Origin of the sequence: Bacillus sp. 1NLA3E (genome assembly GCF_000242895.2) — a bacterium.
GTDB lineage: Bacteria > Bacillota > Bacilli > Bacillales > Cytobacillaceae > Bacillus_BU.
This window is the reverse complement of the sequence record NC_021171.1, coordinates 763,991-787,709: the sequence shown is the minus strand read 5'-3', so window position 1 is coordinate 787,709 and position 23,719 is coordinate 763,991. Positions and strand designations below refer to the sequence as shown.

The window sequence follows — 23,719 nt, the reverse complement described above, 5'->3', positions numbered from 1 at the left end:
CTATTATATGAGCTAGCCTCATTCGTATCTTCTTATCGATTCAACAAACTACCAACATAACGTAATAAATCATTTGCTGACGTTGAATTATATCCGTGCTCATCAATTAACCGAGCGACAACATCATTAATCTTTTTAAGATGTTGCTCATCAGGTGTTTTTGATGAAGTGGTGATCTTCACAACATCTTTAAGATCGGCAAATAATTTCTTTTGAATAGCTTCACGTAAGCGGTCATGTGAATTGTAGTCAAACCGCTTGCCTTTTCGTGCGTAAGCGGAAATTCTAATCAATATTTCCTCCCGGAATGCTTTCTTCGCGTTTTCAGAAATGCCAATTTGTTCTTCAATTGATCTCATTAGCTTCTCATCTGGATTAATTTCTTCACCTGTCAACGCGTCACTAAGCTTGGCTTTATTGCAGTACGCTTCAACATTATCTAAATAATTATCCAGCAACGTTTTAGCTGATTCTTCATATGAATAAACAAATGCTTTTTGCACTTCCTTCTTGGCGATATCATCGAATTCTTTCCTAGCCAAGGAAATAAAATTTAAATAACGTTCTTTCAATTCAGCAGTAATCGATGGATGCTGATCAAGCCCCTCTTTTAAGGAACGTAATACGTCTAGCGCATTAATTGAAGGAACTTCTTTTCGAATAATGGTTGATGAAATTCGATTAATGACATACCGAGGGTCAATTCCACTCATACCTTCATCCGCAAATTCCTTTTTCAGTTCAGCAAGGTCAGCCGAATTGAAGCCCTCAACATTCTCCCCATCATAAAGCCTCATCTTTTTAATTAAATCAATATCACCTTTTTTCGGCTCTTTTAGCCGGGTTAAGATCGTAAACATCGCAGCAACTTTTAATGTATGCGGAGCAATATGAACATCCGCAACATCACTTTCGTGAATCATTTTTTCATATATCTTTTCTTCCTGAGTTACTTTTAAATTATAAGGAATCGGCATGACGATAATCCGCGAATGAAGGGCCTCATTCTTTTTATTAGAAATGAAGGAACGATACTCTGTCTCATTTGTATGGGCCACGATCAGTTCATCAGCGCTTATGAGTGCAAATCTTCCTGCCTTAAAGTTTCCTTCTTGTGTTAATGATAACAAATGCCAAAGAAACTTCTCATCGCATTTCAACATTTCCTGGAACTCCATCATTCCGCGATTTGCTTTATTCAGCTCTCCATCAAAACGGTATGCCCGTGGGTCTGACTCTGAACCGTATTCAGCGATTGTTGAAAAATCAATGCTTCCTGTTAAATCAGCAATATCCTGTGATTTAGGATCAGATGGACTAAACGTCCCGATTCCTACACGTCGATCTTCTGAGAAAAAGATTCGTTCGACGATTACATTCTCAATGATTCCGCCGTACTCTTTTTCCAAACGCATTGAATTTAGTGGAGATAAATTACCTTCAATCCGAATTCCATATTCCTCAAAGAAATCCTGCCTTAAATGATGCGGAATTAAATGAAGGGGGTCTTCATGCATCGGGCAGCCTTTAATAGCAAACAACGCTCCTCTGTCAGTACGGGAGTATTTTTCTAGGCCCCGCTTTAACATCGTAACCAAAGTCGATTTCCCGCCGCTAACCGGCCCCATCAACAATAGAATCCGTTTTCTTACATCTAACCGTTTTGCTGCAGGGTGGAAATATTCTTCAACAAGTCTCTCCAAAGGCTCTTCCAGTCCAAATAGCTGATTGTTGAAAAATTGATATTGTCTCTTATTGTTAATCTCCTCGATTCCAGCATCCTTAACCATGTTATAAACTCTCGAATGGGCTGATTGCGCAACCCATGGTTTTTCCCTAACAAGTTCCAAATACTCCCCAAACGTCCCTTCCCACTTCAGCTTCTCTTCTTCAACACGATAGCTCTCGATTTTTTTTAATATATCCATATGGACCTCCCCAATAGCTTTTTCAGAGACGATTAATATAATCCTATGCTAATGCCCATATGAACATGCCTAATCACGGAAGGAAGGATGACCTTTTTGAACTTCTATTGAAAAAAAGATTAACCAATAAATACACCTTTCTAGCTCATCCTATTTATATCAAGCTGTAAATCTTAATTCGGAATATTTCATATAACGAAATATTTCAACATTTATTCACACTTTGATTATTTTACGCTATAATAAATTTTGATGGAATCTGTATTTTGGGATGGGAGGGTCATATTAACATGGGTACTTTATTTATTGTTTTAGTTGCAATTACATTCTTATCCGCCATTTTCACAGCAGGTTATAATGACAAACCGGGTATTAATAAGTAAGAAAAACTAAAAGCTCCCGTCTAGCGACTTACACTAGTTGTGGAGCTGGATAGTTAGAAAAGTTCATTGAAAAAGCTGCTATTTAGCAGCTTTTTCCTTTTCCAACTGTTATTCTAAGTTCATTTTGTTTGTCTCTACAAATTCCTTCATGTAGAATCCTTTTCCATTAAGCAAATGATAATAAAAAGGCAAAACAGCTTGCCCAGAAGACAAGCTGTTTTGCCTTTTTTTTTAATGATCCACGTGAACTGATAAAAGGTTCGGAAAGTTCTGCTGACGCAGTGCCTCATAAATCAGGATGGCTGCGGTATTGGATAAATTGAGTGAACGAATGTTTCCATTCATTGGAATCCTCAGGCAAACATCTTTATTTTTTTTGATTAATTCCTTTGGTAAGCCGGTTGTCTCTTTGCCAAAAATAAAGAAGTAATCCTGTTCGACATCACTATAATCAAACGTAGTGAAAGGCTTTTCCCCAAACTTTGTTACATAAAAAAACTTCCCATTGGGGTTGTTTTCAAAAAAGTCTTCTAATGAGTCATGATAAACGATATTAACGTACTCCCAATAATCTAATCCTGCTCTTTTCAGCATTTTATCATCTGTTGAGAAACCTAATGGACGAATTAAATGAAGCGAAGTATCAGTTCCCGCACAAGTTCGGGCAATATTTCCCGTATTCGCTGGTATCTGAGGTTGGTATAAAACAACATGTACTCCCACAATTTTCACCTCTAAAATTAAATCTACATGCTATTATACCACTCTCCTACACCGTTACAATAAAGTTATTCATCGCTAAGAATCGTGAAAAATTTGTACTTAATATTTGGAGTATAGGCAGTCGAGTCCTCATAAGCCCAGTAACGTTTCCTACTGTTATACGTATGAGCATTAACTAGAGGCATGCCCAATGCATCCTTTCCGGTAACAATCGTATTATGATCAAACCGACCATTCCCCTGAAAGTCGTAGCAAATAACATCGCCCAACAGCAATTGTTCAGCACTGTTTACTTCCCTTGCTCTTAAACCTATCTTTGATTCACTTAAATAAAGCTTTAGTGAATTCGCGACAGCCCAGCTAAAGCTCCAGTTTTTCCCTCTGAGCCACCATCCCATACGTCGATTCGGATACCCTCTCATTGGAGCACCACCCTCATGTAGACATTGTGAGATAAAATTTGTGCAATCCACTTCAAACTTTGTATAAGCAGGATTATAGCTGTTCCACCACTTCTCAGCATATTGTACAGCCTTCAAACGATTATAGTGATTTGACAGTCGCATTCCGTCTGGTTCAATTTGTTGCTCAGATAGAAAAACTGATTCAGGATGATTGAACACATTTGATTTAATTGTTATAAATGGTTCACTCCCACGTTTTGATCGATTTGCTTCAAAGGGATCAAGTTCAGAATTTGATTGATTCATTGAAGTGGTAAGCTGATTCTCTGAATTCGGTTCTATAACTGAATCATAAATAGGCTCTATCTCCACGTCTTCAATTACAGCGTTTCGATAAAAAGTGGCTCTTCTTTGTTCGACCTCTTCTTCGATAAAAAATTGTCCTTCTTGTTTGATAAAATATTGAAAATGAACAGAATAGTATACTTCTGTATTCTCATTTTTATTCTCTGTATGAGTTATATGCCCTTCTGCTCTAGCCTTCACAATTTCAGCAGACCGATTCGAGAGGCATTCCTTTTTTCTTTCAATTTTTTTACAATACTTTTTGCCTCGTTGCATATTTACACATTGCTGAACTCGCTTTTCTAATAATTTTTGCAGTTGCAATCGCATCCAAACCTCTCCCTTCATAAACATACTTATGAAGGTTCGGGAAATTTATCCCGTTTTACCTTTCAATTGGAACCTGCTATATCTATATTTTCACCATGTTCGGTTAGCGGTTGGTTTATCCCCTAGCTTGTAGTGACCTTTTGGGATGATTTTTGCTCCGTACGGTCACTACTTCTGGCTTGTAGTGACCCTTTGAGATGATTTTTGCTCCGTACGGTCACTACTTCTGGCTTATAGTGACCTTTTGGGATGATTTTTCCTTCGTACGGTCACTACTTCTGGCTTGTAGTGACCCTTTGAAATGATTTTTGCTCCGTATGGTCACTACTTCTGGCTTGTAGTGACCCTTTGAGATGATTTTTGCTCCGTACGGTCACTCAACAGTGCGATTAGCCAAAAAGACAAAAAGTGAGCTCTAATTGATACTTAAAGAGCAGGCATCCTCAGAACTCAGAAATAGTTTTAAATTCACAATAGAAATTTACAAAGCCTTAAACAAAAAAAAGATAGACCTAGTCCATCCTCTTTTGGTTTGCATTTATTCCTTTTTCAATCTCAGTTAAAACTTCAGCATCTTGCTCAGTCTGTTTTGCCTTTTGCAGTATATCCTGTACCAAAAGACCGCCGATTTTCCCAAGAGACCAGGCTGCTGTTCCCCGCATTACCGGGCGGGGATCTTTTGCTAATACTTCAGCAAGCTCTGGAACTGCTGTTGAATCTTTAAAGTGAGCAAGAGCAATCATCGCATTTCGTTGAATCGGCTTTTTCCCTCGCCATGAACCTGACAAGTCACCAAACTTTTCTTTGAACTCTCGATTACTTATCGTTAACAGAGGCTTCAGCAATGGTTTTACTTGTTCGGGATCAGCCTCCATTTCCTCGTGAAAATGAAAATCTTTCCCTTTGTTCTCAGGACAAGCAGTTTGACATGAGTCACAGCCATAAACCCGATTTCCGATTTTGTCACGGAACTCTTCAGGTACGAACCCCTTTGTTTGGGTTAAAAATGCAATACAGTGGTTAGCATTGATTTGACCACCTTGAACGAGTGCTCCGGTTGGACATGCATCAAGGCATTTAGTGCATTCACCACAGTGGTCTTCCATTGGCGTATCTGGTTCAAATGGGATATTTGTAATCATTTCACCAAGATAAACGTAGGAACCGAATTCGGGTGTAATAATCGAACAATTTTTCCCGCTCCAACCTAACCCAGCCCGTTCGGCTACAGCACGGTCTACTAGTTCCCCAGTATCCACCATCGATTTACATATTGCCTCGGGAACTAACGAAGAGATAAAGATTTCCAGCATTTTCAGTTTTTCTCTTAAAACTATATGGTAATCGGTACCCCATGAAGCGCGGCAAAAGATTCCTCTTCGTTCACCCTCCTTACTTTGGACACGGTGACTCATTTTTGAAGGATAGGCTAAAGCAATAGAAATTATGGAACTCGGATTATTTAAGAGAAGGGCAGGATCTGTCCTTTTTTCAATATCAGGCTCTTCAAAGCCTGATTGGTATCCTAATTCGCGTTGTTTTAAAAGTCGGTTTTTTAATTCATCAAAAGTTGAGGCAGTTGTAAAGCCAATTTTATCAATTCCGATCGATTGGCTATATTTGATGATATCTTTTTTTAAAGCTTTGACGTCCATCCTAGTCCCTCCTCTCTTTATCCTTAGGCTCTGTTAAACTAGAATGTTGATTTCCGTTCCAGGCACTCGCTTTCCGCGGAGCGGGCGGTGAGCCTCCTCGGCGCTAAAGCGCCTGTGGGGTCTCACCTGTCCCGCTGCTCCCGCAGGAGTCTTCGTGCCTTCCACTGCAATCAACATTGTGCTTTATCACAGCCTATCCTTAAAAAATATTAAAAAACGCAATGCTTCGTTCTCTATGAAACGAAACACTGCGTTATAAGCGTATGTATGGAGCGGGTGATGGGAATCGAACCCACAACAACAGCTTGGAAGGCTGTGGTTTTACCACTAAACTACACCCGCAAATATTTTTGTCGATTTTTAAAACATTAATACAATTTTTATGTTGTAAATTGTCGTTTCAAAGAACCAACTTCCTTATAATACACAGTTTTTTCAGCTACGTCAAGGTGTTTTTGTTAAATTTCGTCGAAACTTTGTGTTTCATTATAGCAAAAATCTCATCGTCTTTTTCAAAATAAAAAGGCTATAAACATGTAATAGCCTATGTTTTAACTTTTTCCTTTGTTTAATAGCCATATTGTATTATTGCGAGCTTATTTTTAGCGAATCTATTATACAAATCAGTATTTACAGAAGCAGCGATGTTTTGAATCATTTTCACCGCTTCGGAAATAAATGGACCTTTATTCAACATTATGCAATCAGCCCTTAATCCCATATAAGCATCCGTTAATTCAGTCCTCGTCGGTATTCCCTTTTTTGCTAGGCGGTCAAGAACTCCAGTTGCCCAAATAACAGGAATATGGCTAGCCTGACAAAGCCTTAAAATGCTTTCTTGTACATGTGTTAGTTCCGTATAACCTATTTCAACAGCTAAGTCTCCTCTAGCAATCATCACACCAAAAGAAGCAAAGTTCAATCCCTCCATCATGATTTTAGTTAAATGAAAAACGGATGCTTTCGTTTCAATTTTTGCTACAACTCCAATTTTTTTATCGGTCAAAACCTTTAAATGATCCCTAAGTTTGATCAGATCCCTTGGATGGTGGACAAAAGATAGCCCTATGATATCTGCAAGCTCACAAAGAATAGGCAGGATACGAACATCATCTTCAGTTAAAGAAGGCACATTCAGATAAACCAATGAATCAGGAAGATTCACTCCCTTACCTTCTTTTAATTTGACGATTTCTGTTTGTGTATCAATAATTTTAATCTCAATATAATTTTCTTCCCTCGTGCAGACCTCTCCGAAAACCTTACCATCGTCAAAATATGCCCGATCACCAATTGTAACATTTTTCAAAGCTTTTGGAGAAGTAATGGAAATTGCTACTGGTTCAAATTCAGTTTTTGGATGTCCTAAAAAGGTGGGATCTACGTTAATCCTGAGAGTATCCCCTTTCATTACTTTCAAAGTGTTGTATTCTGGGCTAAATCTACCAATTCGGATTTTTGGTCCTGCAAGATCCATGTAGATTTTACAAGGAAAAGTATAGGAAGGATCTTCTTGAATTAACATCTTTTCAGCAAACCTTACTTGCTCTACCATTTGATTCCAAACATTAGGATGATCATGAGCGCAATTTATTCGCGCAACCCCCATTCCCGACCGTAATAAGTCCATAAAAACAGCAGGATTGTCTAGCATAGAACAATCAAGCGTAACCATGACCGTTGGAGAATTACCATCTGACCGAACTCCAAAAAGACTTCGACTTCTGCGTTCCTTAATACTCTTTGCTTCTTCTGGATCCATATTGTCGAATGTTTCATTTGTATTTGGATAATGTATGTTATTAATCATTTTTTTCAGTGAAAATAATACGTGGGGATGGATATCATTGAATGAGGAGAGCCCTTCAAGCATTAGTGCCTGATCTAATTCTTTAGTTCTTAGTTTTTCTAATGCAATATAGGCACTTATATTTTGACCGCTCATCGGTACCTTTTGAATGGTAGTAAACTGAGCATTCGTTTCATTTACCTTTTTCACAATTTCATTGTACAGATCGATAAGTTGATATTTCAATTGTACTCTAGAGTTTATTGTTTGTGTTTGATCATAATTAACGTTCTGCAAGGGTTTCACCTCTTCTATACCTACCTAAAAGACATTTTATGAAGTTGGAAAGAAAAGGTGTGAAGTTAATGATCAACAGTTTTTAAGCCTTGTTTTAACCTATAAGGAGAGATGTAAATTAAAAGCGGAGCATAGTCCACCCCGCTTTTTTAAAAATTAATCATCGTAAGGTTTTCTCAATATATCGTTGTTCTTCCACAGGTGTTAATAAACGACTGGCTTTACCAACATTACCATGAAGATAATCCCAAATATTATTATGTGCCCTTACTGCATTACTAAAATCTCCATGTGTCCATGGTTCGAGAGTATCTAATAACATAGACTGAATTTCATAATCGGCAAATTCTTTTTCTTGTACCACATTATATAATTTCAGAACCTTATCTTTGGTAATTTCGGTCGAACCCCATTTTTCTTCTGCTGCCACTTTTTGATGAGTCATCCCATGTACTTCTTGAAGGAGCTGAGCTTCACTCTTTTTTTCGTACTTAGGCATTTCTCCTTGGGAAGTACTAGCTTCAAATCTTTTTTTTAGTTCAGCTTTTGCTACTGCCTGGTCTTGCGGGCTTGCGTTAATATCACTTACAGTTGCCAAACTCCACTTATCAAAGTTAATATAAGCAGCGGTAAATGCTACTGTTAGTAGCCCAATGCCTATTATAATAAATTTTTTCAAAGCTTGTACTCCTTTCACTTTTAATTTTTCCTTAATTAAGGTAAACCCTTCAATTATTTTTATTGTTAAATTATACAATAATTTTGGGATGCCTAAGCAAATTAACGTTCTCTTTTTTAAAAGTCCATTGCTTGAGCAAACAAAAAGTAATAAAAAGAACAGCAAAAATCACTGTACAGAGATGGAGTGACCGATAGGGAGTCCAACAAAGAACTCCTACTTTTGATAGTCTCAATAAGAGCGAACAATGCCGGAAAAAGTCCTATATATTCCTAAAAAACGGCAAATAAAAATCCCTTGTGATTTACAAGGGATTTTTATATTATACCGGTGGTCGGGGTCGAACCGACACTCCAGAAGGAACACGATTTTGAGTCGTGCGCGTCTGCCAATTCCGCCACACCGGCGCGGTATTAATTTGTTTCTATGCCGAGGACCGGAATCGAACCGGTACGGTAGTCACCTACCGCAGGATTTTAAGTCCTGTGCGTCTGCCAGTTCCGCCACCCCGGCGAATTACTTAAATAGTAAACTATAAGAAATTGGAGGCGGCAACCGGATTCGAACCGGTGGTAAAGGTTTTGCAGACCTCTGCCTTACCACTTGGCTATGCCGCCATAATGAAATAAATATTGGAGCGGAAGACGGGATTCGAACCCGCGACCCCCACCTTGGCAAGGTGATGTTCTACCACTGAACTACTTCCGCGAAATGGCTGGGCTAGCAGGGATCGAACCTACGAATGACGGAGTCAAAGTCCGTTGCCTTACCGCTTGGCTATAGCCCAATATTCATGATTATTTTGTATAATGGGGCGACTGATGGGAATTGAACCCACGAATGTCGGAATCACAATCCGATGCGTTAACCACTTCGCCACAATCGCCATTATAATTAATTGGCAGGGGTAGTAGGAATTGAACCCACACCAAAGGTTTTGGAGACCTTCGTTCTACCTTTAAACTATACCCCTAAGTTATTAAATGGTGGAGGGGGACGGATTCGAACCGCCGAACCCGGAGGGAGCGGATTTACAGTCCGCCGCGTTTAGCCACTTCGCTACCCCTCCACATATAAAATTAAATTTTAATAGATAGGTGTTAAATCTTCTTACCGTATACCTCATTAAAACCAGTTGGTTTATCTGCATGGTGCCGGCGAGAGGACTTGAACCCCCAACCTACTGATTACGATTCAGTTGCTCTACCAGTTGAGCTACACCGGCATTGCTTAAAAAAATTAATGGTGGCTCAGGACGGAATCGAACCGCCGACACAAGGATTTTCAGTCCTTTGCTCTACCGACTGAGCTACTGAGCCAAACAACTTAAAAAATATGGCGGTCCGGACGGGACTCGAACCCGCGACCTCCTGCGTGACAGGCAGGCATTCTAACCAACTGAACTACCGGACCAAATTGCGGGGGCAGGATTTGAACCTGCGACCTTCGGGTTATGAGCCCGACGAGCTACCGGACTGCTCCACCCCGCGACAATAAAAAAGTAAAGAAATTTATGGTGGAGGATGACGGGCTCGAACCGCCGACCCTCTGCTTGTAAGGCAGATGCTCTCCCAGCTGAGCTAATCCTCCACATATGGTGACCCCTACGGGACTCGAACCCGTGTTACCTCCGTGAAAGGGAGGTGTCTTAACCACTTGACCAAGGGGCCTAAAAGATAAATTAAAGTGGCGGAGAGCAAGGGATTCGAACCCTTGAGGCAGTTACCCGCCTACACGCTTTCCAAGCGTGCTCCTTCGGCCACTCGGACAGCTCTCCAAAAATGGCTCCGCAGGTAGGACTCGAACCTACGACCGTTCGGTTAACAGCCGAATGCTCTACCACTGAGCTACTGCGGAATAATAATAATGAAACAGCCCGGCAACGTCCTACTCTCACAGGGGGAGATCCCCCAACTACCATCGGCGCTGAGAAGCTTAACTTCCGTGTTCGGTATGGGAACGGGTGTGACCTTCTCGCTATCGCCACCAGACTATTATTTTCATAAGACATTATTTATTATAATGACTTTTTGAAGTTTTGCAAGAGAAATTTTCATTCCCTCAAAACTAGATAATGCAGAAGAAGTTGTAAAACTAATAACACCGTTTTTGGTTAAGTCCTCGATCGATTAGTATCAGTCAGCTCCACACGTCACCGCGCTTCCACCTCTGACCTATCAACCTGATCATCTTTCAGGGATCTTACTAGCTTGCGCTATGGGAAATCTCATCTTGAGGGGGGGCTTCATGCTTAGATGCTTTCAGCACTTATCCCTTCCGCACATAGCTACCCAGCTATGCCTTTGGCAAGACAACTGGTACACCAGCGGTGCGTCCATCCCGGTCCTCTCGTACTAAGGACAGCTCCTCTCAAATTTCCTGCGCCCACGACGGATAGGGACCGAACTGTCTCACGACGTTCTGAACCCAGCTCGCGTACCGCTTTAATGGGCGAACAGCCCAACCCTTGGGACCGACTACAGCCCCAGGATGCGATGAGCCGACATCGAGGTGCCAAACCTCCCCGTCGATGTGGACTCTTGGGGGAGATAAGCCTGTTATCCCCGGGGTAGCTTTTATCCGTTGAGCGATGGCCCTTCCATGCGGAACCACCGGATCACTAAGCCCGACTTTCGTCCCTGCTCGACTTGTAGGTCTCGCAGTCAAGCTCCCTTGTGCCTTTACACTCTACGAATGATTTCCAACCATTCTGAGGGAACCTTTGGGCGCCTCCGTTACTCTTTAGGAGGCGACCGCCCCAGTCAAACTGCCCACCTGACACTGTCTCCTACCCCGATCAGGGGTATGGGTTAGAATTTCAATACAGCCAGGGTAGTATCCCACCAATGCCTCCACCGAAGCTAGCGCTCCGGCTTCTACGGCTCCTACCTATCCTGTACAAGCTGTACCAAAATTCAATATCAGGCTACAGTAAAGCTCCACGGGGTCTTTCCGTCCTGTCGCGGGTAACCTGCATCTTCACAGGTACTATAATTTCACCGAGTCTCTCGTTGAGACAGTGCCCAGATCGTTACGCCTTTCGTGCGGGTCGGAACTTACCCGACAAGGAATTTCGCTACCTTAGGACCGTTATAGTTACGGCCGCCGTTTACTGGGGCTTCGGTTCAAAGCTTCGCCTTGCGGCTAACCTCTCCCCTTAACCTTCCAGCACCGGGCAGGCGTCAGCCCCTATACTTCGCCTTGCGGCTTTGCAGAGACCTGTGTTTTTGCTAAACAGTCGCCTGGGCCTATTCACTGCGGCTCTTCAAGGCTATTCACCCTAAAGAGCACCCCTTCTCCCGAAGTTACGGGGTCATTTTGCCGAGTTCCTTAACGAGAGTTCTCTCGCTCACCTTAGGATTCTCTCCTCGCCTACCTGTGTCGGTTTGCGGTACGGGCACCTTTTATCTCGCTAGAGGCTTTTCTAGGCAGTGTGAAATCAGGAACTTCGGTACTATATTTCCCTCGCTATCACAGCTTAGCCTTCACGGTAACGGGATTTTCCTCGCTACCAGCCTAACTGCTTAGACGCGCATATCCAACAGCGCGCTTACCCTATCCTTCTGCGTCCCCCCATTGCTCAAACGATAAAGAGGTGGTACAGGAATATCAACCTGTTGTCCATCGCCTACGCCTTTCGGCCTCGGCTTAGGTCCCGACTAACCCTGAGCGGACGAGCCTTCCTCAGGAAACCTTAGGCATTCGGTGGATGGGATTCTCACCCATCTTTCGCTACTCATACCGGCATTCTCACTTCTAAGCGCTCCACCAGTCCTTACGGTCTAGCTTCAACGCCCTTAGAACGCTCTCCTACCACTGACATCTAAGATGTCAATCCACAGCTTCGGTGATACGTTTAGCCCCGGTACATTTTCGGCGCAGAGTCACTCGACCAGTGAGCTATTACGCACTCTTTAAATGGTGGCTGCTTCTGAGCCAACATCCTGGTTGTCTAAGCAACTCCACATCCTTTTCCACTTAACGTATACTTTGGGACCTTAGCTGGTGGTCTGGGCTGTTTCCCTTTTGACTACGGATCTTATCACTCGCAGTCTGACTCCCACGGATAAGTCTTTGGCATTCGGAGTTTGTCTGAATTCGGTAACCCGATGAGGGCCCCTAGTCCAAACAGTGCTCTACCTCCAAGACTCTTACAACGTGAGGCTAGCCCTAAAGCTATTTCGGAGAGAACCAGCTATCTCCAAGTTCGATTGGAATTTCTCCGCTACCCACACCTCATCCCCGCACTTTTCAACGTGCGTGGGTTCGGGCCTCCAGTAGGTGTTACCCTACCTTCACCCTGGACATGGGTAGATCACCTGGTTTCGGGTCTACAACCACATACTCATTCGCCCTATTCAGACTCGCTTTCGCTGCGGCTCCGTCTTATCAACTTAACCTTGCATGTAATCGTAACTCGCCGGTTCATTCTACAAAAGGCACGCCATCACCCATTAACGGGCTTTGACTACTTGTAGGCACACGGTTTCAGGATCTATTTCACTCCCCTTCCGGGGTGCTTTTCACCTTTCCCTCACGGTACTGGTTCACTATCGGTCACTAGGTAGTATTTAGCCTTGGGAGATGGTCCTCCCTGCTTCCGACCGGATTTCTCGTGTCCGGCCGTACTCAGGATCCACTCAGGAGGGAACGAAGTTTCAACTACAGGGTTTTTACCTTCTTTGACGGGCCTTTCCAGACCTCTTCATTTACCCCGTTCCTTTGTAACTCCATGTTGAGTGTCCTACAACCCCAAGAGGCAAGCCTCTTGGTTTGGGCTATTTCCCGTTTCGCTCGCCGCTACTCAGGGAATCGCATTTGCTTTCTCTTCCTCCGGGTACTTAGATGTTTCAGTTCCCCGGGTCTGCCTTCAATACCCTATGTATTCAGGTAAAGATACTACTCCATTACGAGCAGTGGGTTTCCCCATTCGGAAATCTCCGGATCAAAGCTTACTTACAGCTCCCCGAAGCATATCGGTGTTAGTACCGTCCTTCATCGGCTCCTAGTGCCAAGGCATCCACCGTGCGCCCTTTCTAACTTAACCTAAAGGTTAATCTCTTATTATATAAGAGAGAAAAAAACTAATGTGGTGTTTCTCGGTCTTACAATTCTTCTTCTTACGATTATCTAGTTTTCAAGGAACAAAAAAGCTTTAAGAGATTGCTCTCTCAAAACTAAACAAACAAACCATCAACATCACATCACTATAAGTGTTGTGTTCCGATTGTCTTTACGACAATATCCTTAGAAAGGAGGTGATCCAGCCGCACCTTCCGATACGGCTACCTTGTTACGACTTCACCCCAATCATCTGTCCCACCTTAGGCGGCTGGCTCCTTACGGTTACCCCACCGACTTCGGGTGTTACAAACTCTCGTGGTGTGACGGGCGGTGTGTACAAGGCCCGGGAACGTATTCACCGCGGCATGCTGATCCGCGATTACTAGCGATTCCAGCTTCATGTAGGCGAGTTGCAGCCTACAATCCGAACTGAGAGTGGTTTTATGGGATTGGCTCGACCTCGCGGTTTTGCAACCCTTTGTACCACCCATTGTAGCACGTGTGTAGCCCAGGTCATAAGGGGCATGATGATTTGACGTCATCCCCACCTTCCTCCGGTTTGTCACCGGCAGTCACCTTAGAGTGCCCAACTGAATGCTGGCAACTAAGATCAAGGGTTGCGCTCGTTGCGGGACTTAACCCAACATCTCACGACACGAGCTGACGACAACCATGCACCACCTGTCACTCTGTCCCCCGAAGGGGAACGTCCTATCTCTAGGAGTGTCAGAGGATGTCAAGACCTGGTAAGGTTCTTCGCGTTGCTTCGAATTAAACCACATGCTCCACCGCTTGTGCGGGCCCCCGTCAATTCCTTTGAGTTTCAGCCTTGCGGCCGTACTCCCCAGGCGGAGTGCTTAATGCGTTAGCTGCAGCACTAAAGGGCGGAAACCCTCTAACACTTAGCACTCATCGTTTACGGCGTGGACTACCAGGGTATCTAATCCTGTTTGCTCCCCACGCTTTCGCGCCTCAGCGTCAGTTACAGACCAAAGAGCCGCCTTCGCCACTGGTGTTCCTCCACATCTCTACGCATTTCACCGCTACACGTGGAATTCCGCTCTTCTCTTCTGCACTCAAGTTCCCCAGTTTCCAATGACCCTCCCCGGTTGAGCCGGGGGCTTTCACATCAGACTTAAGGAACCGCCTGCGCGCGCTTTACGCCCAATAATTCCGGACAACGCTTGCCACCTACGTATTACCGCGGCTGCTGGCACGTAGTTAGCCGTGGCTTTCTGGTTAGGTACCGTCAAGGTACCGGCAGTTACTCCGATACTTGTTCTTCCCTAACAACAGAGCTTTACGACCCGAAGGCCTTCATCGCTCACGCGGCGTTGCTCCATCAGACTTTCGTCCATTGTGGAAGATTCCCTACTGCTGCCTCCCGTAGGAGTCTGGGCCGTGTCTCAGTCCCAGTGTGGCCGATCACCCTCTCAGGTCGGCTACGCATCGTCGCCTTGGTGAGCCGTTACCTCACCAACTAGCTAATGCGCCGCGGGCCCATCTGTAAGTGTCAGCCGAAACCGACTTTCAGCTTTTCCTCATGAGAGGAAAAGGATTATCCGGTATTAGCACCGGTTTCCCGGTGTTATCCCAGTCTTACAGGCAGGTTGCCCACGTGTTACTCACCCGTCCGCCGCTGATATCAGGGAGCAAGCTCCCATCAATCCGCTCGACTTGCATGTATTAGGCACGCCGCCAGCGTTCGTCCTGAGCCAGGATCAAACTCTCCAAGAAAGTTGATTGACTCATAAAAGTTACGTTGGCTAGTGTCATGACCGAAGTCATTCACACTATAAAAAAATTTATTGTTGACGTTTGTTTGTTTAGTTTTCAAAGAACAATTTGTTTGTCGTCTCTCAGAGGCGACTTTATTAATATACCATGCAGTGTTTGTACTGTCAACACCTTTTTAAAACCGCCAACCGCGAATATTTTTTCATTTTGTCTATTTCGTTCGCAGCGACGGTTATAAATATAACAAGTAATTTTAAAAAGGTCAATACTTTTTTTATTTTTTTACAAACAGATTTCTCAAACCTTATAGTAGCGATGAAACACTCCGTAACCTTTCGTTTCTTTTGTAACGACAGTGATATATTTTTTTTCGATCAAAAATTCAAGTAAAACACTTAAATCAACAGAATAAAGACTTAGTTCAGGATGATTAATCATTTCATCAAAAGTCCAGATTTCTTTTTCATTAAGTGTATCAATGATATGGGCAGCCCCAATTTGTGTTCGGGAGTGAATGAGAAATTCGCTCGCTAAAAACAGTAATTCCAGTCTTTTTTCAATTGTTTCCTCACTAGTGATCAGTTCCTCGTAAAGCTTATAGATCTGTGGTTCAATCTGTTTCACTTGATTCCAAACTGTCATTTCCGGATGAAATCCATTTTCAATAACTGACAATCGCGCTAAATGGTGCAGCGAATGAACGATATGATTATAAGCATCCAAATTTTGACCATTTTCAAAAAAGGATTTTCCATCCATATAGCGCCGTATTAATTTAGCAAACTCAATTCCCATTTTTATTTTCCGTCCATAAAACGGGAATTCCCTTAGCTCAACTTTCAAATTGTGGATGAAGTCATTTCGATCAAATAGAATTTGTCCATTAAAAAGCCATTCGAGAACTTTACGATTAGATCCTAATAGAAGCCAATCATTCAGCTGGGTCTCACTAACGATATTTAATGCGGCTTTTTTATCTTCATAACTATAGTGTTTAACAAATAAAGGCTGTTCCGATTCTTTTACGATAATCAATAAAACGGTGTCAAATGTATCCGTTATTGGACTGGCATTTTCTCTCTTCTCTATCATCAACACTCCAAGAGTATTAGCCTGACTTGCACGTTCCTGATATATCGGCCGAAGAATGTGTTTCATGATCATTCCTCCATAAATTTAGATAGCGTATATAGTTCGACAACACAAAAGAAAATCCTCCTAAATCAAGGACATTTTCAGTGTATACAATCATTACCACATTAAACCATGCTAATGCTATAATAAGTTGAAGCTTTAGGGGGGACCAAATATGGGGAAAATATCTAGTAAAATCAATAAAATTCGCACATTCGCATTAAGTTTAATTTTTATCGGGTTTATCGTCATGTACGGGGGTATTTTTTTTAGAAATTCACCAATTTTAATGACCAGTTTTATGCTGCTAGGTTTATTATTTATCATTGCTAGTACCGTTGTTTATTTCTGGATTGGGATGCTCTCGACTAAGTCCGTTCAAGTTGAATGTCCTAGCTGTGGGAAAACAACTAAAGTACTTGGCCGAGTTGATATGTGTATGTATTGCAATGAACCTTTAACCCTTGATAAGAATCTTGAGGGAAAAGATTTTGACAAAAAATATAATCGAAAGAACTCATAATTAAGAAAAGCGTAAGGCTATGGAGCTAGACACTCAGCTATGTTCAAAATTTCGATTCTTTCTTATCCATTAAAAAAAGGCTGCCAGATTTCAGCAGCCTTTTTTTATATTAATATTTTTAGTGGACTTCCTTAGCCGAGCAATCAGGGCAACTTCCGTAAATTTCCATTCGATGGTGACTTATGTTAAATCCTGTTACGTGTGAAGCTAATTGCTCAACTTCATCCAATCCCGGATAATGAAAATCAACTATTTTACCGCAACTTTCACAAATAACATGGTAATGATGGGTAGTTACAAAATCAAATCGACTAGATGCATCTCCGAAAGTTAATTCTTTTACAAGACCAACTTCACGAAATACTCGCAGATTGTTATAAACTGTAGCTACACTCATATTTGGAAATTTCCCTTCCAACGCCTTATAAATATCATCGGCAGTTGGGTGCAACATCGAGTTTATTAAATATTCAAGTATCGCATGACGTTGCGGAGTAATACGTACTCCCGTCTCTTTTAAGGTATCCAACGCTTCTTTAAGCGGATTTTGTGACACCGTCATGCACCTCTTTTCTAAAAGAATTTTCATATTATAATCTTTATAATTAGTGTACTCAATACCAAATACTTTTGTCAATATAACAACCTTTAATATAGATATTCAAATAATATTTAGTCGTTGTCTTTATGTAGTGTATGTTCAATTGCTCCCAATTGGAAATTAACATATCTTGCCGTAACGAACAATAAATCAGATAAACGGTTCAAATAAGCTAATACTAGTGGATTAACCTCATCTTCAATCCTAACGGAGCATCTTTCTGCTCTTCGCGCAATGGTTCTCGCACTATGAAAAGCCGCTCCAGAAGGGTGCCCTCCAGGGAGAATGAAATTTGTTAATGCCGGTAGTCCGGAATCCCACTCATCAATTAGCTTTTCCATTTCTTCAAGATCTATTTGTAACAGCTTCCATTTAACATCTTTCCCTTGAGGAGTTGCAAGTTCTGCCCCTACATGGAATAGAATAGTTTGTATTTTATGATATGCAGTTTCGATCGATTCTTTCGCTTGAAAATTTTCCCCTTTTAAATAACTTAACGCAAGTCCAATCATTGAATTGGCTTCATCACAAGTCCCATATGCCTCAACTCTGATATCATCTTTTCGAACCCGTTGTCCATAAACCAAGGAAGTTGTACCAGCGTCACCTGTTTTTGTATATATCTTCAAAGTAAATAACCCCTTTCACTACCTGATACTCTTTAACTTATCATAACATCTGAATCCAACAGAATTCATTTATTTAATACTGTAGAAGAACAGAAAAAGAAGCGAATCACTATCGATTCGCTTAAAAAACATCTGAGGAGGTATGCCCTAATAAAATAATATTCAATTTTCAGATAATTGAATTGGACAAAAGCCTTTCTACTTAAAAATAGGCTAGCTTTCTATTACTTTTGCTGTTTTCAATTATTATTCAAATATATAGAATGAAAATCGATGGTTAACACACCAACAATTTTATAAATTTTCCATAATATATTGAAGAGCATCTTCAACATGCCCTTTTACTTTTACCTTACGCCATTCCTTTGCTACAATACCATTTTTATCAATGATAAAAGTTGTTCGCTCAATTCCCATGTATTCTTTTCCAAAGGTTTTCTTTAATTTCCAAACTCCGTAATTCTCCGCAACATGATGGTCTTCATCTGCTAACAATTGAAACGGCAATCCATACTTTTCAATGAAGGTTTCATGCCTCTTAAGTGGGTCAGGACTCACTCCGAGAATCACTACATTTACTTCTTGAAATTTTTCGTGGTAATCGCGGAAATCACATGCTTCAGTAGTGCAGCCTGGCGTCATGTCTTTAGGGTAAAAATAAAGAACGACATTTTTACCACGAAAATCGGATAATTTCACCGTTTTCCCATCGCTTGCCAGTAGTTCAAATTCAGGTCCTGGTTGACCAACACTAAAAGACATAAAAAAACCCTCCAACTCTATAAATATCTATATTTAGACTATCCCATTTTTTGTTAAATAACAAATGATTTGTATCGTTATCTATCTCTATCGAAAACGGCTCGGGCAACAAAAGCTGCCGGAATTGTATAACCAATCAGCGCCTCTAACACAGCTATCACCCTCCCTATTCCAATTGGGGCAATATCCCCATAACCAACTGAGAACAAGGTCATCCCACTAAAATATATGAAGGTTTCTAGTCGAGAGAAAAAATCAGCGCCTATACTTCTTGTCTCTTCTATTAATAAAATGTTCCCCTTCATATCGAGCAACATATAAATAAGGCCGAAGCCGATCATTATGGTTGCATACACCATCGCTAAAAATATAAAATTTTCTAAGGAAACATACTTTCCTGCTATTTTATAAGGCAAAAACAACGATCGCAAACTCATTCCAATACTGAAAAGAACGAAAATGAGCATTAAGTAAAAGGTCATGGAATACTCTCCTCTATCTTCCTCAATAAAGAATACGCTCCATTCACCTTCTATATACCCGCCTGTCTAACAAAAAGTGTGCAGAAAAAAGGCAAAAAAAGGAATCCTTTTTTTGCCAGCACTTCTATCTAAGTTAATTTCCCGCACCTCGATAACGCTTAATGCCCTCATTCCAAACAAATATTGATGCACCAAAAAAAACCAAGCCAATAATGGGCGTAATATAAGCATAGTTATACCACTCACTTTTGCCAAGAAAAAAGGACGCAGGGTACACGCCAACAAACGCAAACGGTAGGATCCAAGTTAAAATAAAACGAATCACTTTATTATAAATATCAACAGGGTAGCGCCCATAATTGCTAATATTGTACATCATCGGCATAATCGACGACTGAGCATCAGTCCAAAAGCTAACACAAGCAATTAACACGAAAATACCAGCATAGACCAGAACTCCCCCTACCACAAAAATGAAAAAGAGAATCGGGTCAAACCATCGTATTTCTAATCCTATCATCCTACCTGCATAAACCATGACGGCTATCCCAGTTAACCCACCGAATAACGCCTCCAATTCCATCCGTTCCAATATTATTTGAAATAAACTATGAATCGGTCTCGTTAAGATACGATCAAGCTCGCCCTTCACTATATACCTTTCATTAAAATCCCATATATTAAAGAAAGCCGAAAAAAGGGCCGATGGAATCAGAAAGAAGCCATAAATAAAAATAATTTCCTCACGGCTCCATCCAGCCAATAATTTGGTGTGGCCAAATACAACCAAAATAAACACAAAATTCACGGCTTGATTTAAGAAATCCGTAAAGATTTCTACAAATAAGTTCGTACGATATTCAAATCTAGTTTTCAAATATTGGGCGACATATTGAAAAAACATCGATAAATAAAACATCCGTCACCCTCCTTGAATAACTAATTGTTTTTTTGCCAAAACCCACAATACATAAATGGGGACAATTAAGATGGCTACCCAGATTGCTTGGGACAAAATCGCATCCATTGCTTGTCCGTTCGAAAAGCCACTAGTGAAAATCATACTAGGAAGATAACTAATCCCTTGAAATGGAAGGTATTTCATGATTTCCTGTGCCCAGCCTGGGAAAAAACTAATTGGTAGCAACAGTCCTGAAAATAGGTCGATTATTACCCGTTTCGCCCTAATTAATCCTGAATTATTATACAAGAAAAAAGTGGCAATTCCTGTTAATAAATTAATTTGCGTATTAATGAAGAAACTAAGCAAGATCGAAACAAAGAATAAGCCTAGGGTTGAAAAAGAGACCGAAAAATCTAACCTAAAGATTAACGCCACAATCACCATGCCAGGAAGTGAGAAGAAAAACATTCGAAAGATGCCTTCCCCTAATCCCTGCATGACCTTCATCGCTAAATAACTATAGGGTCTAATTAGTTCAACTGCCACTCTTCCCTCCATAATTTCCGTCGCCATTTCCCGATCAATATTATTGAAGTAGAAGGCTCGCGCCATCCAAGCGACGGCGATATAAGTTGTCATCTGGGCCACAGATAATCCTTGAATTTCGCTCTTATCGCCATAAATACCTGTCCATAAAAAATAATAAGCACCAATATTTATACTATAAATGAGAATCCCTGTGTAATAGTTGGTCCGATAAGCAAGCATCATTAGAAAGCGAATGCGGATCATTTCAATATATTTACCCACCCGACATTCCCCCTTTATACAGAGCCTTTTTCATATATGTTGCGGATAATTTCTTCCGTAGATGGCTCATTTATTTTAAGATCCTTTATTTTGTAATGAGCGACGACTTTTGCAATGACCTGGGAGATAAGTTCATCATTATCATCAATGTGAACGGTAAAGGTTTGTTTTTCCTCATCGACTTGCCATAAGACTGAGAAATCAAGTGTCAAAGCCTGTAATGCAGTCAATTCAACCTTTTGTAAAAATTGAAATTGAATATCCTTTCCTTCTCCCCATTCTCCTTTTAAGCTTTTTAAGGCACCGTCATAAATAATTTTTCCTTCATCGAGCATGATAACTCTTTCACATAGGGCTTCAATATCCGTTAAATCGTGAGTGGTTAACAATATAGTTGTGTTGTATTTTTGGTTAATCTCTTTTAAAAATTCACGTATTTTCATTTTTACCAATACATCCAAGCCGATGGTCGGCTCGTCTAGAAATAAGAGTGGTGGATTGTGGATAAGCGCAGCAGCAAGTTCACACCGCATCCGTTGTCCTAATGATAATTTTCGGACTGGTTTATCCAAAAGCGGTTCAAGATCAAGTGTTTTGATGATATGTCCCATATGCTCGTCATACTGTGCATCGGATACTTTATAAACCTTCTTCAAAAGACGAAAAGATTCTTGAACTGCAATATCCCACCATAATTGAGAGCGCTGACCGAATACTACTCCAATTGTTTGAACGAATTTTTCGCGTTCTTTATGCGGGTTCATCCCATTAACGGTAACAGTCCCTGAGGTAGGGGTTAGGATTCCCGTTAACATTTTAATTGTTGTTGATTTTCCAGCACCGTTTTCACCAATATATCCAACCATTTCCCCTTGCTTTATTTGAAAATTGATGCTGTCAACAGCTGCAACGACTTTATAATTACGAGTAAATAAATCACGAAAAGCGCCTTTTAATCCAGATCGACTTGAATAAGCGTTAAATTCTTTGCGCAAATCGCGAACGATAATTGCATCCTTCATATTTTCTCCTCCTGAACTCAATGCCCTAATTAGTTAGTGTAGCGAAACATGGTGATGAAAACAACTATCAAGATACCTTTTCAATTGTTTTTGAAAAATAGAGAAAATTGGAAAACCCGACCATCCAACTCGAATTTTCTGTTAAAATAAGAAGGGCAAAAAGAACTAGGAGGTACAATCATGCATTTTACGAATTCTGAAAGGTTACATAAAGAAGCATTGGAGCATATTGTTGGTGGTGTTAACAGTCCATCTCGTTCTTATAAGGCAGTCGGCGGCGGTGCTCCCATCGCAATGGAAAGAGGTCAAGGTGCCTATTTCTGGGATGTCGACGGAAATCAATATATCGATTACCTAGCAGCTTATGGCCCAATCATTACTGGTCATGCTCATCCACATATTTCCGAAGCCATCAAAAAGGCTGCAGATTCAGGTGTTCTCTATGGCACTCCAACACCACATGAGGTGAAGTTTGCTAAAATGCTAAAAGAGGCCATCCCCTCAATGGAAAAAGTTCGCTTTGTTAATTCAGGTACAGAAGCGGTCATGACCACCATTCGTGTTGCACGTGCATTTACAGGTAGAGATAAGATTATTAAATTTGCTGGATGCTATCATGGACATTCAGACCTAGTCCTAGTTGCAGCAGGATCTGGTCCATCTACACTAGGTACACCAAATTCCGCAGGAGTTCCAAAAAGTATCGCTCAAGAAGTCATCACTGTTCCATTTAATGATATTGAGCCTTTAAGGGCCGCACTTGAAAAATGGGGCAATCAAGTCGCTGCCGTATTAGTAGAACCAATTGTCGGAAACTTTGGGATTGTTGAACCGAATCCAGGATTTTTGGAGCAAGTTAATGAACTTGTTCACGCTGCAGGCGCTCTTGTGATTTACGATGAAGTTATCACAGCTTTCCGCTTTATGTATGGAGGTGCCCAAAATCTGCTGGGCGTCAATCCTGACTTAACTGTTTTGGGTAAAATTATCGGTGGGGGTCTACCTATAGGTGCCTACGGCGGACGAATTGATATTATGGAAAAAGTGGCACCGCTTGGTCCTGCATATCAAGCAGGGACAATGGCCGGTAATCCAGCTTCAATATTGGCGGGAATTGCTTGCCTTGAAGTTTTACAACAAAAAGGGGTTTATGATTATTTAGATCAACTTGGCGCACTACTTGAAGAAGGAATATTAAATGCTGCTAAGGAAAATCATATCCCGATTACGATTAACCGACTTAAAGGTGCTTTAACGGTCTATTTCACATCCGAAAAAATTGAAAATTACGTTCAAGCAGAAAATACTGATGGTGAGATGTTCGCAAAATTCTTTAAGAATATGCTTTATCAAGGTATCAATCTTGCTCCATCAAAATACGAAGCTTGGTTCATAACCATTGCACATACAATGGAAGATATCGAAGCGACTATTCATGCGGTACAAAATGCATTTTATCAACTTTCTAATGAATAAATATACACCAAGAAGTTCAAACCAGGAGTTTCCAAAACTCCT

Annotated in this window: 16 protein-coding genes, 17 tRNA genes and 3 rRNA genes; 2 read left to right on the top strand and 34 right to left on the bottom strand. The window is 41.2% G+C overall.

Annotated features, from left to right (window positions below; translation table 11 throughout):
• Positions 1 to 32: 32 nt before the first annotated feature.
• From B1NLA3E_RS03910 to B1NLA3E_RS03780, 27 genes are all read right to left on the bottom strand, one after another.
• The gene (locus B1NLA3E_RS03910) at positions 33 to 1,928 is read right to left on the bottom strand and encodes a PrkA family serine protein kinase (protein WP_015592537.1); all 1,896 of its coding nucleotides are present in this window, start codon (positions 1,926 to 1,928) and stop codon (positions 33 to 35) included.
• A gap of 614 nt (positions 1,929 to 2,542) precedes the next feature.
• Positions 2,543 to 3,034, bottom strand: a complete 492-nt coding sequence (trmL, locus tag B1NLA3E_RS03905) for a tRNA (uridine(34)/cytosine(34)/5-carboxymethylaminomethyluridine(34)-2'-O)-methyltransferase TrmL (RefSeq protein ID WP_041580283.1) — start codon at positions 3,032 to 3,034, stop codon at positions 2,543 to 2,545.
• 65 nt (positions 3,035 to 3,099) lie between these two features.
• A complete protein-coding gene (locus B1NLA3E_RS25520; RefSeq protein WP_041580281.1) occupies positions 3,100 to 4,113 on the bottom strand; it encodes an amidase domain-containing protein in 1,014 nt (337 codons plus the stop codon).
• Between the two features lie 512 nt (positions 4,114 to 4,625).
• On the bottom strand, positions 4,626 to 5,768 hold the full coding sequence (queG, locus tag B1NLA3E_RS03895; protein WP_015592534.1) for a tRNA epoxyqueuosine(34) reductase QueG: 1,143 nt from the start codon (positions 5,766 to 5,768) through the stop codon (positions 4,626 to 4,628).
• A gap of 268 nt (positions 5,769 to 6,036) precedes the next feature.
• Positions 6,037 to 6,110: transfer RNA gene (locus B1NLA3E_RS03890), tRNA-Gly, on the bottom strand.
• A 226-nt stretch (positions 6,111 to 6,336) separates the two neighbouring features.
• Complete coding sequence (locus tag B1NLA3E_RS03885) at positions 6,337 to 7,854, bottom strand: pyruvate kinase (RefSeq protein ID WP_051120119.1); 1,518 nt, start codon at positions 7,852 to 7,854, stop codon at positions 6,337 to 6,339.
• A 160-nt stretch (positions 7,855 to 8,014) separates the two neighbouring features.
• Entirely contained in the window at positions 8,015 to 8,533 is a 519-nt protein-coding gene (locus tag B1NLA3E_RS03880) for a DUF6241 domain-containing protein (RefSeq protein WP_041580893.1), read from the bottom strand.
• Between the two features lie 325 nt (positions 8,534 to 8,858).
• A tRNA-Leu gene (locus B1NLA3E_RS03875) sits at positions 8,859 to 8,940 on the bottom strand.
• Positions 8,941 to 8,960: 20 nt separating this feature from the next.
• Positions 8,961 to 9,046, bottom strand: a tRNA-Leu gene (locus tag B1NLA3E_RS03870).
• Between the two features lie 30 nt (positions 9,047 to 9,076).
• Positions 9,077 to 9,150, bottom strand: a tRNA-Cys gene (locus B1NLA3E_RS03865).
• 16 nt (positions 9,151 to 9,166) lie between these two features.
• Positions 9,167 to 9,241: transfer RNA gene (locus tag B1NLA3E_RS03860), tRNA-Gly, on the bottom strand.
• Positions 9,242 to 9,245: 4 nt separating this feature from the next.
• A tRNA-Gln gene (locus B1NLA3E_RS03855) sits at positions 9,246 to 9,320 on the bottom strand.
• Between the two features lie 23 nt (positions 9,321 to 9,343).
• Positions 9,344 to 9,419 (bottom strand) — tRNA-His (locus B1NLA3E_RS03850).
• 13 nt (positions 9,420 to 9,432) lie between these two features.
• Positions 9,433 to 9,506: transfer RNA gene (locus B1NLA3E_RS03845), tRNA-Trp, on the bottom strand.
• Between the two features lie 11 nt (positions 9,507 to 9,517).
• Positions 9,518 to 9,602, bottom strand: a tRNA-Tyr gene (locus tag B1NLA3E_RS03840).
• An 80-nt stretch (positions 9,603 to 9,682) separates the two neighbouring features.
• Positions 9,683 to 9,758: transfer RNA gene (locus B1NLA3E_RS03835), tRNA-Thr, on the bottom strand.
• Between the two features lie 18 nt (positions 9,759 to 9,776).
• Positions 9,777 to 9,852, bottom strand: a tRNA-Phe gene (locus tag B1NLA3E_RS03830).
• A 17-nt stretch (positions 9,853 to 9,869) separates the two neighbouring features.
• Positions 9,870 to 9,946: transfer RNA gene (locus B1NLA3E_RS03825), tRNA-Asp, on the bottom strand.
• Positions 9,947 to 9,949: 3 nt separating this feature from the next.
• Positions 9,950 to 10,023, bottom strand: a tRNA-Met gene (locus B1NLA3E_RS03820).
• A 24-nt stretch (positions 10,024 to 10,047) separates the two neighbouring features.
• Positions 10,048 to 10,123, bottom strand: a tRNA-Val gene (locus tag B1NLA3E_RS03815).
• A gap of 5 nt (positions 10,124 to 10,128) precedes the next feature.
• A tRNA-Glu gene (locus B1NLA3E_RS03810) sits at positions 10,129 to 10,203 on the bottom strand.
• Positions 10,204 to 10,220: 17 nt separating this feature from the next.
• A tRNA-Ser gene (locus B1NLA3E_RS03805) sits at positions 10,221 to 10,310 on the bottom strand.
• Between the two features lie 5 nt (positions 10,311 to 10,315).
• Positions 10,316 to 10,390: transfer RNA gene (locus B1NLA3E_RS03800), tRNA-Asn, on the bottom strand.
• A gap of 17 nt (positions 10,391 to 10,407) precedes the next feature.
• Positions 10,408 to 10,524 (bottom strand): 5S ribosomal RNA (gene rrf, locus B1NLA3E_RS03795).
• Positions 10,525 to 10,642: 118 nt separating this feature from the next.
• Positions 10,643 to 13,580, bottom strand: a 23S ribosomal RNA gene (locus B1NLA3E_RS03790).
• Between the two features lie 204 nt (positions 13,581 to 13,784).
• Positions 13,785 to 15,334, bottom strand: a 16S ribosomal RNA gene (locus B1NLA3E_RS03785).
• Together the 16S, 23S and 5S rRNA genes with 16 tRNA genes alongside form the textbook arrangement of a ribosomal RNA operon.
• Before the next feature lie 297 nt (positions 15,335 to 15,631).
• The gene (locus B1NLA3E_RS03780) at positions 15,632 to 16,492 is read right to left on the bottom strand and encodes a nucleotidyltransferase-like protein (RefSeq protein ID WP_015592531.1); all 861 of its coding nucleotides are present in this window, start codon (positions 16,490 to 16,492) and stop codon (positions 15,632 to 15,634) included.
• A 151-nt stretch (positions 16,493 to 16,643) separates the two neighbouring features.
• On the opposite strand from B1NLA3E_RS03780, the gene B1NLA3E_RS03775 reads away from it, so the two are divergent.
• Entirely contained in the window at positions 16,644 to 16,991 is a 348-nt protein-coding gene (locus B1NLA3E_RS03775; protein ID WP_015592530.1) for a YgzB family protein, read from the top strand.
• A gap of 118 nt (positions 16,992 to 17,109) precedes the next feature.
• On the opposite strand, the gene perR is transcribed toward B1NLA3E_RS03775, so the two are convergent.
• The 7 genes from perR to B1NLA3E_RS03740 all read right to left on the bottom strand — a co-directional run bounded on the left by perR (position 17,110) and on the right by B1NLA3E_RS03740 (position 22,201).
• Positions 17,110 to 17,553 carry a peroxide-responsive transcriptional repressor PerR gene (gene perR, locus B1NLA3E_RS03770; protein ID WP_041580892.1) on the bottom strand — a complete coding sequence of 148 codons (444 nt, stop codon included), beginning with the start codon at positions 17,551 to 17,553 and terminating at the stop codon, positions 17,110 to 17,112.
• A gap of 110 nt (positions 17,554 to 17,663) precedes the next feature.
• Positions 17,664 to 18,221: a cob(I)yrinic acid a,c-diamide adenosyltransferase gene (locus tag B1NLA3E_RS03765; RefSeq protein ID WP_015592528.1), complete on the bottom strand. Its 558-nt coding sequence runs from the start codon at positions 18,219 to 18,221 to the stop codon at positions 17,664 to 17,666.
• A gap of 294 nt (positions 18,222 to 18,515) precedes the next feature.
• Complete coding sequence (bcp, locus tag B1NLA3E_RS03760; RefSeq protein ID WP_015592527.1) at positions 18,516 to 18,983, bottom strand: thioredoxin-dependent thiol peroxidase; 468 nt, start codon at positions 18,981 to 18,983, stop codon at positions 18,516 to 18,518.
• Positions 18,984 to 19,060: 77 nt separating this feature from the next.
• Complete coding sequence (locus tag B1NLA3E_RS03755; protein WP_015592526.1) at positions 19,061 to 19,465, bottom strand: ion channel; 405 nt, start codon at positions 19,463 to 19,465, stop codon at positions 19,061 to 19,063.
• A gap of 133 nt (positions 19,466 to 19,598) precedes the next feature.
• On the bottom strand, positions 19,599 to 20,384 hold the full coding sequence (locus B1NLA3E_RS03750) for an ABC transporter permease (protein ID WP_015592525.1): 786 nt from the start codon (positions 20,382 to 20,384) through the stop codon (positions 19,599 to 19,601).
• A gap of 3 nt (positions 20,385 to 20,387) precedes the next feature.
• Positions 20,388 to 21,179 carry an ABC transporter permease gene (locus B1NLA3E_RS03745; RefSeq protein WP_015592524.1) on the bottom strand — a complete coding sequence of 264 codons (792 nt, stop codon included), beginning with the start codon at positions 21,177 to 21,179 and terminating at the stop codon, positions 20,388 to 20,390.
• 14 nt (positions 21,180 to 21,193) lie between these two features.
• Complete coding sequence (locus B1NLA3E_RS03740; RefSeq protein WP_015592523.1) at positions 21,194 to 22,201, bottom strand: ABC transporter ATP-binding protein; 1,008 nt, start codon at positions 22,199 to 22,201, stop codon at positions 21,194 to 21,196.
• A gap of 180 nt (positions 22,202 to 22,381) precedes the next feature.
• Between B1NLA3E_RS03740 and B1NLA3E_RS03735 the strand changes: the two genes are divergently transcribed.
• Positions 22,382 to 23,677 carry a glutamate-1-semialdehyde 2,1-aminomutase gene (locus B1NLA3E_RS03735; protein WP_015592522.1) on the top strand — a complete coding sequence of 432 codons (1,296 nt, stop codon included), beginning with the start codon at positions 22,382 to 22,384 and terminating at the stop codon, positions 23,675 to 23,677.
• Positions 23,678 to 23,719: the final 42 nt, after the last annotated feature.